This window comes from Fuerstiella sp. (genome assembly GCA_022447225.1).
Taxonomy (GTDB): Bacteria; Planctomycetota; Planctomycetia; order Planctomycetales; family Planctomycetaceae; genus S139-18.
In genome coordinates, this window is record JAKVAZ010000016.1 from 1 (window position 1) to 15,447 (window position 15,447).

Consider the following 15,447-nt stretch of genomic DNA (forward strand, 5'->3'; position numbering starts at 1 on the left):
GTTGGATGTGGAGTGGACATACGCCGTCCACGGACCACCACATTACTCCTCGGGATATCTGATTGATGATGGCCGAAATCGCGTGTACTACACCGGGGATCACAGTACGACGGAGCGACATCAGGACTTTCCACACAACATGGAGTTTCGCGACATCGATCTGCTGATCCTGCCAGCGCCGATGCAGTACATGGGTGGCGAGCGAGGGGCCAGACTGGCCAATGCGATCGATGCTTCCTTTGTGCTGCCGTCTCATTACGACTCGTATGAACCCGTAGGGTCTGTGCCGGAAGCCCAGGGCATGCCCACAAAAGTTCCACCTGTGCATCCCTTTGTTCTGTCCTCGCGGTACACTAATGATGAACCTTCCGGGGGGAAACTGGCGACCGGTTGGCTGGGGGGAGATCCGGAGATCATGCGAGCTCACATGAAGCATCCGGAGCGACTGGTTCGACCGCTGCAGGGCGAAGGTCTGCACATCAAGGGGCGTGACGGTAAGCTGGTTAGAAATCCAAATCCCCGCCAGCTCTACGATCAGGCGTGGCCCGCGTACGAGAAAATTGAGATTGACGGTGATATTACCGAATGGCAGCGTGCCCGCTGGACCATCAAGCTCCGGCCGCGAAGCCTGACGACATGGGGTACAGACAAGGCACGTTGTGCCGTGCTTTGGGACGAGGAAAATCTCTACGTTGCATTTGATGTCAGAGATGGGGATCTGAAGGGCAGTGTCGAACAGCGAGACGGTTCGGTGTTCGATGACGATTGTGTTGAGGTCAATCTGGATCCTCATGGTGACCGTCCTGAAAAACTGGCTAAAGATGATTACATTTTCACCATGACTGTGGGCAATGTGATGAGTGATGCCAGCGGACCGGGTGAAGATAAGACGTGGAACAGCGGTGTGCGTCATGCCGTTCAGTTGCGTGGTACGCTGAACGACGGCCCTGACGGAGACAGTGGCTACACTGCGGAGATGGCGTTCCCGTGGAAGGACCTTGGAATAGAGCCAAAGATCGGAATGAAGATTCCGATCGACTTTATCGTTGGTGATCGTGACGACGACCAGAAGCCGTATTACTACGACTGGGCCGAACTTCGCAGCCCTCAGACACCGGTGAACTGGGGGGAAATTGAACTGGTTGGCCAGGCAGAGTAGTTTGGGGCTGTCTGTTTCAGTCACCGAATGAAGGCGAAAGGCCCGATGCACCGGTTGATTATGTCTTTTGTTGTTCGCACTTCGGGGTTTGTCAGGGAAACAGGAAAGCCGATGAATCGCTATGTTGCAGCCTGCGTGATACTGATCAGTATGTCACACGTCTTGAACATCCACGCTGAAGAACTTCCCCGTCTGACGTCTCTGAGCAACAAATCAATTTCCTACAGTCAAATTGAGATGCCGTATGTTGTCATGAAACGGGGAGACGTGGAGGCGGTGGTCGTGGATAATCGCCCCGTGGATGATGAAGTGCTGCCGAAACATCGAGCCGGATACAGTGGCGTTGGGTCGCTGACGCGTACTGAGCGTGATGCCAACCTGTTTGTGCCGAGTGTCGCAGGCCTCAATTTTGAGCATATTCATGACGGTACCGTGCAGGAACGCAAGGTGCTCTTTGAGCCACGTAACGCTCCCATGCAGCTGCGCAAAGTCGATCGACATACGGTTGAGTTATATCAGGCTCCAACTCCGCACTACGGTCTGGAGAGTTGCCAGAGGTACCATATGCTGGAGGACGGTACACTGGAACTGACCGTTGAATGTATTCCGCGTCGCAGGACTTTTGCGAACGGCTATATCGGTTTGTTCTGGGCCAGCTATATTCATCAGCCCCAGTCGCTGGACATTTACTTTATGGGGCGTGAAACCGGCAGGAACTCCGGGAGTCACCGGGTTCGCGGTGTTACTCCGCGGCACGGAGAGTTGTCGACGCACCTGGGAGTGGACGACGATCGTACGTTTTCCCATGACGAAAAATTTCCGTTGACGCTGGTGTTCAATCGTTCCAACTACCGTTACACCGACCCGTGGTACTACGGTATCAGCCATGGCATGGCCTTGGTGATGATGTTTCGTCCGCAGGACGGGATTCGGATGGCGCAGTCTCCTTCCGGTGGCGGTAACGGTAATCCGGCCTGGGATTTTCAGTGTTTCTTTTCGGATTACCAACTCGGTCAGCGATATCAAATCATTATGCGTGCAATGTATGTTCCTTATGAGTCTCATGAGCAGATTGAACGTCTGAGTGTGTCTCATCGGAAAGCGCTGGGAGCCAAATGAACCGAACGAGGTCCGGACGGCACACCACTCCGACAGTGACGGCAAAGGTGCTTTTTCTGTTGGCGGTCTGCGGACAGTGTGGTGCTGCAGGTGAGTTGGCGACAGAGACGCTGGTCTCGTCGCGCGGGTGCTGCGCAGCGACTGCCGGAACCGGTAACAAAATCATCACGTACCAGGGAAAAACCCACGTTGCCTGGTTGGATTCAACTGAGGAGGGCTTCTTCAGTGTTGTGCGAACGCTTGATCGTTCGACCGGAAAATGGTCGCCCACTTACACGCTGGGTCAGGCGCCGGATGATCATGGTCGACCGGCGCTGACGATCGACAGTCAGGGATATCTTCACGCGATTTACGGAGTTCATCACAACCGGATTCCGTATCGACGCAGCAGGAGACCCAATGATGCATCGGAGTGGACTGATGTGGAAGTCTTCGGAGGCAGGCTGACCTATCCGACTCTTATCTGCGGGCCGGATGATCAGCTGTTTCTCACCGGTCGTTTCGGATGGGAAGGTGTTCGACTGTATGTCAGGCCACCAGGTGAAAAATGGACAGATCGGGGGCTGATCATCAGGCGGAACCCGGAATGCATTAGCTACGCCGCCTTTCACGAGGGACTGGCGTGGGGACCGGACCACAAAACACTTCATCTGTCCTGTCAGTTCTTTCAGGGCAAGTCCGGGAACTCTTTTAACTGGGGTACGGTGCAGTCAGTGAATTACATGGTTTCACGTGACTTCGGACGTACGTGGGAACGTGCCGACGGTTCGCCCGTTGTGATTCCGGCAACTGCCTCAACCATGGACGTTCTTGCTGATGAAGAGAGTTTCGATCCGAAGCCGGGTCTCAGAAACACAGGTGCGGTGGTTGTGGATTCGAAGAATCGGCCATACGTGCTGTACTATCGAAACACTCCCGCCAATCCGGGACAGGTGTTTCTGGTACGGGCGAATCGTGATGGTCAGTGGCAACACCTGCCGCTTCAGGTGGCGATGGACAAATACTATTCCGGATGGGCCGTAGTTGACTGTCGGGCCGGCTTTACCATTACCGCGGACGATCGTCTCTGTATGGCATTGACCCTGGCTCCGATCGACCATCCTGACGCGCGGTGGGACGGAAAGCCGCTTGAGCGGTACTTTCACGAACCTGCTTACTGGCAGAATTTCTTTCCCAAAGCCAGACGCATCGGCTGGCTGGAGTCCGGTGACGGCGGCAGGACTTTCAACAGTAAAGAAGTCCTGGGGAAAAATCCTGATGTTGCCTGCTTACAGCAGAGCATCGAAATGTCCACCGGATTCAACACCATCCCGGCCGGCGCCCGTCCAGGTTTACTTTATCACACGGGGGTTTCGTCCAACTTAGATGGACGAACCGTCGACAACGATGTCTTCTACGTGCATGTCAGGTAGCCTTTATCGGAAGCCAGGGTGATATGTATGTTTCCCAGGAATCCTGGTTTGCGACTCGACCCGGACCTGCATTGACGAAATAATTCTTGGTATGAGTGTGTGTCGGTTCCGAACTGGTCGAGTCCGCCCATGAATGTTACTTCTGATAAACTGTCCTCACTGCATATTTTTGACGGCCTTACGGAAGATGAGGTGACGGCAGTTCGGCACAGTGTGGTGCAAAAATCATTCAACGCGGGTACTCAAATCCTTCAGGAAGGCGCCGGTATCCAGGCACTGTGGCTGATCCTCGAAGGAGAATGTGTTGTCAGCCGAAGCCGTGATGATGGTGGGGGAGGGCACGAACTGGCCCGGCTGAAACCGGGTGACGTCTTTGGTGAAATGTCCTTTATTCGTAGCGCACCTCATTCGGCAAACATTTTTACAGTAACTGATGTGCTGACATGTGTCTGGAAACGGGAAGACTATTTGAAACTTGCAGAACAAAGTCCTCATGCCGGATTTCGGATTGCATCGAATATTGCCGCCGTTCTGGCTGAACGAATTCGTCGAATGGACCATTGGGTCTGTGAATTGATGGCGCGTCCGGACACACAGGCTCACCGTGATGAATGGGAAAATTTTCGCTCCGCTGTGTATACCAACTGGCAGTTTTGAGTTCGGTGTTTCGATTTGGATGAGGTGAATCCTATGGCACAGGTCACGACCGAGCTGAATGTTTATGCCACGGAGGTTGCCCAGAGGGCCCGTGTGGCGGCGCAGCAACTGGCTACTGCGACAGGTGAACGAAAGCTCAGCTGGTTGAAGCGAGTCGCCGTCGCACTGCGGGAAAACTCCGCAGAGATCCTTGCCGCAAATGAAGTTGATGTTACCACAGCTGAAGCGAACGGAACCACGGGTGCCATGGTTGATCGGCTGCGGTTGACAGAAGATCGTCTGGCCGCAGTCGGCGATTCTGTGGTGGAGATCGGGCAGTTACCGGATCCGGTTGGCGAAATCATGGAAAGCTGTCGCCGACCGAACGGTTTACTGGTTACGAAAGTCCGTGTTCCGCTGGGTGTTGTCTTTTTTATCTATGAGTCACGTCCAAACGTGACAGTTGATGCAGCTGCTCTGTGCGTGAAAAGTGGCAATGCTGTCATCCTGAGAGGTGGTAGTGAAGCCCGGAACAGTAATCAGGCACTGCACCGTGTCCTGGTAGAGTGTCTGGAGCAGGAAAGGTTGCCGGGGGATGCTGTGCAGCTGGTGGAAATGACAGACCGCAAAGCTGTCGGTGAATTTCTGAAGCTTGGCAACCTGATCGATGTTACGGTGCCTCGGGGTGGTCGTTCTTTGATTCAGCGTGTGGCAGCAGAAGCGACGATGCCGGTAATCAAACATTTCGACGGTGTTTGCCACGTGTATGTCGATGCATCTGCTGACCAAAAAATGGCAACAGACATTGTGATCAACAGCAAATGTCACCGTCCTGGTGTTTGCAATGCGGCGGAGTCATTGTTGATTCACAAAGAAGCAGCGGCGAAGTTCTGGCCGGTTCTGGCTTTGCGTCTCCAGGAAGCAGGCGTTGAATTACGCTGCTGTCCGGCAAGCGCCAGAGGGATTGACAATGCACAGCCTGCCACAGATGAGGATTATGCGGCTGAATTTCTGGATTTGATCCTGTCAGTCAAAGTCGTTGATTCCGTGAATGATGCGATTGACCACATCAGAAAATTCGGGTCCGGTCATACCGAGTCAATCGTGACGCAGGATCTTAATTCCGCAAATCTTTTTCAGGATCAGGTGGATTCTTCAGCTGTGATGGTGAATGCCAGTACACGGTTCAATGACGGTGGCGAGTTTGGCCTTGGTGCGGAAATTGGGATCAGCACCGACCGATTCCATGCCCGAGGTCCGTGTGGCCTGCGCGAAATCACAAGCTACAAATATGTTGTGCACGGCACGGGACAGATTCGCTGAACCGGATCCCCGTTGGTATATCGTTGACCTGGCTGGACGAAACGTCACCGAAAAATTCTATTAGCCCGTCCACCACAGCCATTTGCCGATCAGTGATTTGACGAACGGCGTGAGGCGTGTTCTGTTGTACATATCACCGATTCGACGAATTGCTTCTGTCTGAGTGGGGTAGGGGTGTATGGAACCGGCAATTCTGCGAAGGCCGATGCCGTTGTTCATTGCCAGAGTGATTTCTGAAATCATGTCTCCGGCACTGCCGGCCACGATGGTTGCTCCGAGGATTTTATCTTTGCCTCTGGCTGTGTGAACGCGAACGAATCCGTCTTCTTCACCTTCCAGAACTGCCCGGTCAACATCGCTGAACTCCAGCGTATAGGTTTCGACGGGAATGTTTGTTATGGCAGCTTCATCGGCGGACAGACCGACTTGAGCGATTTCCGGTGTGGTATATGTTGCCCGCGGAATCAAAAGAGAGCTCGCCCGGTTACGCCCCATAAACAGTGCGTTACTGACGACGTTTCTTGCCAGAAAGTCGGCTGAGTGTGTGAACCTGTGTTTCGAACAGATATCGCCTGCGGCGTAGATGGCGGGGTTTGTCGTTTGCAGTCGGTCGTTGACTTCGACTCCGTTTTCGTCGAACTTTACACCAACTGTTTCGAGGCCAAGACCGCAGGTGTTCGCAGTTCTTCCTGCGGCGATGAGCAATGCATCAACTGTCCGGTCGTAAGTTGTGTTGTGGGACTGTACGGACAGATGAATCCGGGCTCCGTCCCTGCGGAGTTGAGTTTCTTTGCTGCAGCACAGCAGGTTGACGCCGTCATTGATCATGGATTTTTTAACGATGGCGGCAGCGTCTGGATCTTCCCGAGGAAGAATTCCGTGACTGGTTTCTACGAGAAATACCTCTGAACCAAATTGAGCAAAACTCTGTGCCAGTTCGCAGCCGATCGGACCTGCACCGATGATGCCAAATCGACGTGGCAGTTGGGTGAGTGAAAAAACTGTTTCATTCGTCAGGTACGGAACCTCGTCAATCCCCGGGATGGGTGGAATTGATGCACGTGTTCCCGTACAGATGATTGCCTTTCTGAATTTAAGAGTTGTATTACCAACCTGCAGGGCGTCAGAAGCGGTGAATTTTCCTGATCCCAGAAACACATCGATGCCAAGGTCACGAAATCGCGCTGCAGAATCATTAGGTGCAATTCGCGATCGGAGTTTTCGCATACGACGCATTACGTCTGCAAAGTCCACATGAACACCATCAGGGACATGCACACCAAATTCACCGGATCTGCGAATGACTGCTGCCCTGCGAGCCGCGCTGATGATCCCTTTGGAAGGCACGCAACCTGTGTTAAGGCAGTCACCTCCCATCAGATCACGTTCAATCAATGCGACTTTGGCTCCAAGACCCGCTGCACTGGCAGCGGCTACCAGACCGGCAGGTCCTGCTCCGATTACGACCAGGTGATAGCGTCCGGCAGGTGTCGGGTTTTGCCAGTTGGTCGGGTGGACGCTGGCTTCGAGCTGCCGGTTGAATTTGTCGTGTGGTTCCAGTTGCGGGAGCATTTCACTTCTTTCCCAGGTCGGATTAATCGTTGAATGCCCGAATTGTCAGAAATATTGCGATTCTCAGGCAAAGGAACAGTACACCCGCTTTTCCCGAATTGTTCGGTGACTCTGTTCACCAGATCCCGAAATGTTTTTAGCTGGACGATTGCCAGGATCAATTACTCACCAGACAGTGATGGCGTCCACAATGACGATGGATTCGTTGCAGGATTGGCTGCCGGCAGCCGAAATAAATTGAATGGCCGGTGTCAATCGGTTCTACTGCCATTCCGGCGGGGTGAAAGAGAGAACTTTGTTGGCAAAATCAGTGGATTTACCGGATGATGAGTGTCCACATGAGCCGGGAACGCAGTTGAACAATGACTGACAGGACGAAGAGGAGCCAGAGTCAGTAATTTGACCGAAATGACGTTGCGGTACAGATGTCTGACCTGTTTTCCACGACGATGGCGTTGCAGATCTGAAGCTGCCGATGATACGGACTGGCAAATCAGTTCAGTGAGGCTGCTGAGGCGACTTTTTGACCGATTTTGAGTCACGACTTCGCAGATTTGTCAAAAGCAGATAATACCGTTTTTGCTTCCGGTTTCGATTTTTGGAGATCCGATCGAACCCACTGGACTTAGTGATTCCGTCACCGTTATACTGGTTCGTTCGAATTTAGACACGATCTGCATAGTTGTCGACGCACCTGTGCAAGGATATGAATATGCCGAAGCAGAAGACTCACAAAGGGATGAAGCGTCGCTTTAAGGTGACCGCATCCGGAAAAGCTAAGCACCGAAGTGCGTTTCGAGGCCATTTGTTGAGTCATAAGAATGGCAAGCGAAAGCGTCACCTCCGTAATAGCGGCATTGTTGTCGGTACGGAAGCACGAAGTATCGTCGAGGCGTTGCGCCCGTCGCTGTAGCAGCCAGTGGTCATTTAGAAATTGATTTACTTCGAATTGGGATGATTATCGGAGTGATGGTGAATTAAAACCTGCAGGGTTTTATTGCCGGGAGTTGGTTTGGATCATGCGAGTTCGAATTGGAAAAGCGAGGCGACGTTCCAAGAAACGTCTCTTCAAGGAAGCACGTGGCAATGTGGGAGGCCGCAGCAGGCTCTTGCGCACTGTCAAGGAAACGGTTGTCCGCTCACGAGCTTATGCCTATCGTGATCGCCGGGTTCGCAAACGCATGTTCAGGCAGCTGTGGATTACGAGACTCTCTGCTGCCTGCCGACAGCGAGGGATTTCGTATTCCGAGTTTATCCACGGTTTGCATGCGGCTGAAATCGAACTTAATCGTAAGTCACTCAGCGAATTGGCTGTTCTGGAGCCAAGCGTTTTTGATGAGGTTGTGGATGCGGTCAAAGCTGCGGCTGCCTGAATCTTCCCAGCCTGTATGACTTCCTGCACTTCATTGGTCGCGCCGTTTGGTCATTTGCGCAGATGCTTGGTTGTTGTGCGCCCTCGAATGCACACTGTTGTACGAGGTGTTGTGGACCGTTGACCTTGTGGCTGATATGTTTTGCTGACGACCTCACTCATCGCCCCGTTCCGATTGCCCGACGATGGACATACTCAAGGCATTTGACGAATACGAATCGGCCGCACTGTCTGCCATAGATGCGACCACGTCCCCGGAGCAGCTTGAACAGGTTCGCGTAGAGTTTTTGGGACAGAAAAAGGGCAAACTTCGTGAACTTCAGTCGCTGATTGGCAAGGCGTCGAAGGAAGAGAAGCCGGCGGTCGGTAAACGGTTTAACGAAGTTCGAACGCGTGTTGGCCTTCATTTGGAGACACATTCAACTTCCATCGCGTCGCAAACATTGGTGAAAGAATCGTCATTTGATGTCACACTGCCAGGCACGATTCCTCGTCTTGGGACGCTGCATCCGGTGACGAAGACAATCGTACGATTTCGCGAACTGATGGGACGCTTTGGATTTGAAGTCGTGGAAGGTCCGGAACTGGAAGATGAACGCCACAACTTTGAAGCGCTGAATATTCCTGACGACCATCCTGCCCGTGATCCACTCGATAATTTCTATATAGCGACAGCGAATGCCGGATCAGATGGTCCGGTGTTGCTGAGAAGTCAGACTTCGACAGTTCAAATTCGGACAATGGAGCAGCAACCGCCTCCGATTCGGATCGTTTCTCTGGGACGTGTTTACCGTCCGGATGCAATCGACCCGACACATTCGTGTATGTTCCATCAGATGGAAGGGCTGATGGTCGATCGTCATGTCACCATGGCCCAGCTCAAGACGCTGCTAACCCTGTTTGCTCGTTCGTTCCTTGGCCCTGACGTGAAAATTCGGTTTCGTCCATCGTTTTTTCCCTTCACGGAACCGTCTGTGGAGGTGGACATGAAGTGGGGGGATTCGTGGATGGAAATTGGTGGGGCCGGAATGGTGGATACCAATGTCTTCAGAGCAGTTGGCTATGATTCCGAAGAAGTGAGCGGGTTTGCCTTCGGTCTGGGCATTGAGCGTTTCTGTATGAAACACTTCGAGGTGGATGATATTCGGCGATTCTATGAGAACGACATCCGTTTCCTCAGCCAGCTCTAAAGCGAATTGTTCCTGGTGTGAGACGGCAGGGTTGGATGGTTTATTAGTGTCCGTGCAGTGTGGACAACATGTTAAACCGGTCTGATTGATAATGTGGTCGTTGGCTTTCTGTCGTACCTTATGATGCACTCCGAAAACAGGATTGGTCCACGGACATCGCTGTTTTTCCAAACAGGATGACCGGCTCGAATTCGTTTTCCGTTTCCCCGACGGTTTGTGACAATGTTAAATGTGCCTCAGACGCGACAGCACCGCGACTGCTGAATTCCATTCTGACTTACAAAAGTCCGGATTCTCTGTTCAGTCCGTCAGCATCAGTGGGCCAGAGCAGAATCGGCATGCTACATTTTGACCGGTGTATTTGACGGATGCTCTCAGTTCCTTTTTGCAGTGGGGACAATTCGAGTACAGAGCGACGACTTTCACAGACTTGTCATACGGGAAATTTTGGTTGCAGTGGCGACAGACCACATTCTTTTTCCGGTATTTTGAGTGAATACGTAATTCCTGTCTGCATCCGGGGCACTTCACATAGTGCCCGCCAGCTGACACAATCCGGGAAGGATCGATTTCTTTGAGTGGCACAAACTGAGGAATCTCTACGCTGTCTTCTGTGAGCATATTGTTGAGCAGTGTCCGACAGGACCGGCAGTGCACCAGGTTGGCCGGCATATCGTCACCACACTGCGGGCACGGTCCTCCCGGCCATGCACCCTGAATTCCTCTGGGGATTTCCTGAGATTCCGACGAGTTTGAATGCATTTGAAAAACACTGCTCATGACGCACTCCAACACACCAAGTAGTGCAAAATTCAACACTTGCTGTGAAAAAACGACGAGTTGAGGTTTCCTAAAGCTGGACTGTGAGACCTGCAATGAACGTCATATAAGTCATGTAACAAATCGAAAGAGCTGCGATAAATTTTTCACAGTTCTCCGATTTCGTGATTCCCGGAATATCATCCATGATGTCTGAAACGATCATTCAGTTTATTGCTGGGGCAATTTGTCCATACTGTGGATTCAGAACACCTTGTTTACTGGTCCCAGCGGCTGAGAATCGGCAGTGTTCTTCTAAGGGAGAATGCCCGTCAGTGACATAGAGCGACCGTTCGTCAGGACGAGGGCCACCAAGATTCCTGTTGCAACAAATGTGCCTTGTGGTACAGAAATTGTGGAGTAGGGCCATTAATTTACCTGTTGATTCCGGCTGGTCCCCTGGAACATGTCCGGACCTGGAAGAAAACACGTGAACACTGAACATTCAGATGTCGCAGGAAGTAGTGCTTATCTGTTGAGTTGGGACGGGAGTGTCTGGCGGGACGTCGTGCGTCTCAGGCCCTCACAGCTGGTGACGGTCGGTCGCGCATCTGCCAATCAGATTGTGCTGCACGACGAAGCCTGCAGCCGCAATCACTGTGAACTGTTTCACTCAGCAGATGGCTGGAAGCTTCGCGATTTGGACAGCCGTAATGGAACCTGTGTAGGCAGTGAGCCCATTGCCGGCGATCACGTTCTTCGCAGTGGTGACGTCATTGTCATAGGCCAGTGTCAGTTAGCCTTCACTGAAAATCTAGAACACGCCTTCACGTTGCCTGAAGGCGAACAGTCCTCTCTTGATGCGGCGACCAAGACCTCTGCGGGAACCACGGAAGAAGAGCCGGCGATTCTGTATCGTAGTCTTCGTCCCGAGTTTCTGACCGGCAATGTCTCAGCCGGAGCCGTCCAGGCGGATCTGACAAGACTCTATCAGCTCGGACTGGAAATGGGAGCCGCCGGCAGTCGCCAGGCTCTGATTGACGTGGTTCTGCAGAGTCTTGTGCGGGAAACGGTGGCTGACATTGCTGCGATTCTGCTGGCGGCACCCGACGGTCCCGAATTCCCTACTCCAACAGATCTGCATTTATGCGCCTGGCACAGCAGGGATGACCTTTCGTACCGTCGGGTTTCCGACAATCTGTCGCGGGCAGTGTTGAGCAGTGGGGAGGCCATTCTTGCACGTGATGTCAGCGACCATACCCAACTGGCTGTGTATGACAGTCTGGGCGAAATGCGGGCGGCCAGTGTCGTCTGTACGCCTATCCATAATGGACAGCGGGTACTGGGGCTGATGCATCTTTATGCCACCAACCCGGACAACGTGCTGGATAAGCACGATTTAGAATTCTCGCTCGCGGTTGCGGGGCAACTTGCTTTCGCACTGGAGAGTCAGCTGGAACGTGAATCGCTTAAGTCAGAAGTAGATCAGGTTCATTCCGTCAATCAATCCCTGAGGAAACAGCTCGAAACTGATCAGCAGTTAATTGGTGAGAGCCAGGTGATGTGCAGTTTGCGCGAACGGATCGGATTGATCGCTGATTCAGATGCTAACGTTTTGATACGGGGTGAGAGCGGCTGTGGTAAAGAACTGATTGCCCGCATGATTCATCTGCAGAGTCCCCGTGCTGAATGTCCGTTTGTCTGTCTGAATTGTGCTGCACTCAACGAAAGCCTGCTGGAAAGTGAGTTATTTGGTCACGAAAAGGGAGCTTTTACGGGAGCGTCAGAACGGAAAATCGGAAGGTTTGAACAGGCGGATCGCGGGACGCTGTTCCTGGACGAAGTGGGTGAGATGAGTCTCTCCATTCAAGCTAAGTTTTTAAGGGTTCTGGAAGGACACCCGTTTGAACGGATCGGCGGCAGCAAAGAGATCCAGGTCGATGTTCGGATTCTTGCTGCAACCAATAGAGACCTCGAAGAGGCGGTGGAGGATGGGTCCTTTAGGAAAGATCTGTACTTTAGGTTGCATGTGGCGGAGCTGGTTGCTGCACCGCTCCGAGAGCGAAAGCAGGATATCCTTCTGTTGGCCAACTTTTTCCTGCAAAAATTCGTGGAAAAGACGGGACGTGTCATTCGGGGATTCACTCCGGAAGCGGAGGAGACACTGACTCAGTATGAGTGGCCGGGCAATGTTCGTGAATTGCAGAACACAATTGAGAGAACCGTGATCCTTTGTCGCAATGAACTCGTTCGGGCCAGCGATGTTCAGCTGTCTACCCTGGCAAGTCGTCTATCAAATTCCGGAACCACGCGAACCGTTTCTTCTGTATACCAGGAGACGTCTCTGGGTGATGTGGAACGGGATCACATTCTCTCGACACTCGATCACACAGACTGGAACAAGTCCCGGGCAGCTCAGATTCTTGGCATCGAACGGTCGACTTTGGACCGTAAACTCAAGCGATATCATGTTACCAGGCCTGAATAAACGGTATTCGTCCGAATCCTGAATCGGACTCGGTGTTTTGGAATCCGTTGTTTCCTGGTGCTCCTGTTGTGAGATCATGACCGGACTTCGGAATCCAGTGAAATCGTATCAATGTGAATTAGAATCTCCTTCCTTTGGAATCGATGGGAAGGGGTGTTCTTTTTTGTTGACAATTCGCATCACTGGCTCGAAAATCATCGACCAAATGGATTTGTGAATTCCAGTGAGGATTGGGCCGGTCAATTTGCAGCACGAAGTCTTTGACGTTGTTTGCGAATGTCCAGGAATAGGATGCTCCGCTGGTGGTTCGGAATGTTACCAAAGGAATGGAGGCAATTTTAACAGTGATCTCGCATGCTTTGGAGGCAGTGAATGTCGTTGTCGTTCGTCGATGCAGATGTTGCCTTGGATTCGCTCGCAGGTATCGAGGGTTATGAATTTCTGAGTGATTTGGACATTGGATTTGAGGAGGAGCTGAAGTCACTGGGAGTGGATCCGTCCGCACCAACGGCTGCAAAGCCAGGTTCTGAAGAAAAAGTTATGATGCTGGCTGCTCGCTATGCAGCAGGTCTCCCGTTGTGGCATAACGATGACTGTTATGACCATGGCCCCGGCAGTGTTGGGAATCTGATCGTAGACGATGATTTGTCAACGTCTGCTCCAACCGCCCCGGAAGAGGAGTTCGAACTGGCCTGAGGGCTCTAAGAAAATCATCCGACGGGGCATGGGTTCGGTATGGCTGAACTCATGCCCCGTTTTTTATGTCCGGTGCTAAATTCTCACTGCCGTGGTTTTTGAGATCCGTTAATCCTTATGGTCCGGTGGTGTGTGCCTATTGCTGTTCTTCGGCAGGGGACGCGCTGTTTTCATCGTCCTGCCGATACCGCTGCCTGCTGTGCACAGTTTGGTCAAATGCCCACACCAAATTTTCCTTTGGCAGTGCACCGTATTGATCATTATTCTTTGACACGGGCTATCTGATCGCAGTTTTTAATCCAGCGCGATACGGTGCAGTGGTGCTCATCGGAGTTCCGGACGCCGGAATTGCGCCGCTTGAGACAGCGGAGTCAACTGTCAGATTTCCTGATTGCTGCCAGTCACCGATGTGATTTGGTGATGCCGTGTTTGACTACCGTGGCTACAGATCGCAGAACAGCAGAATCATGATGAAATAATTCCGTCGCAGGTAAGCCGATTGCGGACTGAAGGATTCCTGTGGTCATTGAAAAAAACGGATGTCGGCTCACAGGAGAAGTGATCCACAGGCTTTCATGCGGGGGCCGGGGGCGGTTGCGAACAAACGAAAGCTGTTGTTACCAGGCCGGCGGAGTCGGTTTGGGTCGCAATTGTCGTTAATCGAACATCCGCCTGGTGAATCCGGGCGCAACGTCGTAGTCGTTAAACGAATTCTCTCGCACCCTTCCGGGAAATATGTGGTGGCTGGTGTCATACTGCCGCTGTGTCCAGTGACTTGGGGGTTGTGTTCGCACCATACGCCGACGAGCTGAATTGCCTTCCAGCAACATGCTGAGAACCGCATCACCATACAGTGACCAGACCTCGTCTGATTTCGTATGACGCGGGATACCAATCGTGATCACTTCGCAGTCGGTTCGATGTGCTGCCCAGAATTCCAGAGTGCCGTCGCTGACATCTTCCGGGAGATGACGCACCTTGAAATCCAGCCATTCTGCGACTTCACGGCCTGAATTTTCTGCACCATAGCTAGCCGCCAGCATTCCACGAGATCCTCGAACGGTACGGAGATGAATGATTCGCTGCGGACGATGATCATCAACCAGGTTGATTAAAAACTGAATCTCCTTGGGAAGCCGACGGAACTCTGTGGACGATCGCCTCAGACTACTCTCAGGGAACTTTCGGTTGAGATAAATTCCGTTGGAATTTTCATATCCTCCAAGTTTCATGCCATCAGGATTGAGGGTCCTCAGGATCGTTGTGCTGACTCCGCCTACGATGAGTCGGTTGCGATGGACATAACGTGCAAGTTCTTCTGTGAGTTTTACGGCAGCCCGGTCATCTCCACCGATACTGCCCACAACCAGTGAACGAAACCCGCCATCGCCGACTGATGTGATCTGCAGTGGTTCTCCGGACGCGGTTGTTGTCGCAATGTCCCACGTAAAGTAAGGCGGGCTTGTGTTCCTGCGGTCGACTTTGAGACCGGTGGTCTGCGGCTGCCGGAAGGGATCTCGGAAATCCCGATGTGCTGAGCCATCATCGGATCCGCTATATGACCGAGTGACCGGATTGACCGGGAGCTCGGTTGGCGTTGTGCATCCGGCTAAAACGAAACTTACTGACAGAACACTCGTCCAGGAGTGCTGCCACAACGAAATCATCCGTAAGGACTGAATCATTACGTTTGTTCCATGATAAGATCGGGGGGCCTTATC

The 15,447-nt window shown here is 52.5% G+C and carries 12 protein-coding genes; 10 read left to right on the plus strand and 2 right to left on the minus strand.

Features of this window, described 5'->3' with window-relative positions:
• The 5 genes from MK110_17200 to MK110_17220 all read left to right on the plus strand — a co-directional run.
• The coding region (locus MK110_17200) for an MBL fold metallo-hydrolase (GenBank protein ID MCH2213044.1) at positions 1-1,159 on the plus strand (1,159 nt) is incomplete at its 5' end.
• A 111-nt stretch (positions 1,160-1,270) separates the two neighbouring features.
• Positions 1,271-2,278 (plus strand): hypothetical protein, encoded by a 1,008-nt coding sequence (locus MK110_17205; protein ID MCH2213045.1) that lies wholly within the window; start codon positions 1,271-1,273, stop codon positions 2,276-2,278.
• Positions 2,275-3,690: a BNR repeat-containing protein gene (locus MK110_17210; GenBank protein ID MCH2213046.1), complete on the plus strand. Its 1,416-nt coding sequence runs from the start codon at positions 2,275-2,277 to the stop codon at positions 3,688-3,690. The genes MK110_17205 and MK110_17210 overlap by 4 nt, the downstream gene beginning before the upstream one ends.
• A gap of 129 nt (positions 3,691-3,819) precedes the next feature.
• Positions 3,820-4,347: a cyclic nucleotide-binding domain-containing protein gene (locus MK110_17215; protein MCH2213047.1), complete on the plus strand. Its 528-nt coding sequence runs from the start codon at positions 3,820-3,822 to the stop codon at positions 4,345-4,347.
• A 33-nt stretch (positions 4,348-4,380) separates the two neighbouring features.
• Complete coding sequence (locus MK110_17220) at positions 4,381-5,649, plus strand: glutamate-5-semialdehyde dehydrogenase (protein MCH2213048.1); 1,269 nt, start codon at positions 4,381-4,383, stop codon at positions 5,647-5,649.
• Between the two features lie 60 nt (positions 5,650-5,709).
• On the opposite strand, the gene MK110_17225 is transcribed toward MK110_17220, so the two are convergent.
• On the minus strand, positions 5,710-7,221 hold the full coding sequence (locus MK110_17225) for a mercuric reductase (GenBank protein MCH2213049.1): 1,512 nt from the start codon (positions 7,219-7,221) through the stop codon (positions 5,710-5,712).
• Between the two features lie 712 nt (positions 7,222-7,933).
• On the opposite strand from MK110_17225, the gene rpmI reads away from it, so the two are divergent.
• The 5 genes from rpmI (at position 7,934) to MK110_17250 (ending at position 13,726) form a co-directional block, all read left to right on the plus strand.
• Positions 7,934-8,134: a 50S ribosomal protein L35 gene (gene rpmI / locus MK110_17230; GenBank protein MCH2213050.1), complete on the plus strand. Its 201-nt coding sequence runs from the start codon at positions 7,934-7,936 to the stop codon at positions 8,132-8,134.
• A 103-nt stretch (positions 8,135-8,237) separates the two neighbouring features.
• Positions 8,238-8,594, plus strand: coding sequence for a 50S ribosomal protein L20 (gene rplT / locus MK110_17235; protein MCH2213051.1), 357 nt, complete (start codon positions 8,238-8,240; stop codon positions 8,592-8,594).
• A 184-nt stretch (positions 8,595-8,778) separates the two neighbouring features.
• Complete coding sequence (gene pheS, locus MK110_17240; GenBank protein MCH2213052.1) at positions 8,779-9,783, plus strand: phenylalanine--tRNA ligase subunit alpha; 1,005 nt, start codon at positions 8,779-8,781, stop codon at positions 9,781-9,783.
• Positions 9,784-11,032: 1,249 nt separating this feature from the next.
• A complete protein-coding gene (locus tag MK110_17245) occupies positions 11,033-13,030 on the plus strand; it encodes a sigma 54-interacting transcriptional regulator (GenBank protein MCH2213053.1) in 1,998 nt (665 codons plus the stop codon).
• 372 nt (positions 13,031-13,402) lie between these two features.
• On the plus strand, positions 13,403-13,726 hold the full coding sequence (locus MK110_17250) for a hypothetical protein (protein ID MCH2213054.1): 324 nt from the start codon (positions 13,403-13,405) through the stop codon (positions 13,724-13,726).
• 656 nt (positions 13,727-14,382) lie between these two features.
• On the opposite strand, the gene MK110_17255 is transcribed toward MK110_17250, so the two are convergent.
• On the minus strand, positions 14,383-15,411 hold the full coding sequence (locus MK110_17255; protein ID MCH2213055.1) for a hypothetical protein: 1,029 nt from the start codon (positions 15,409-15,411) through the stop codon (positions 14,383-14,385).
• Between the last annotated feature and the right edge of the window lie 36 nt (positions 15,412-15,447).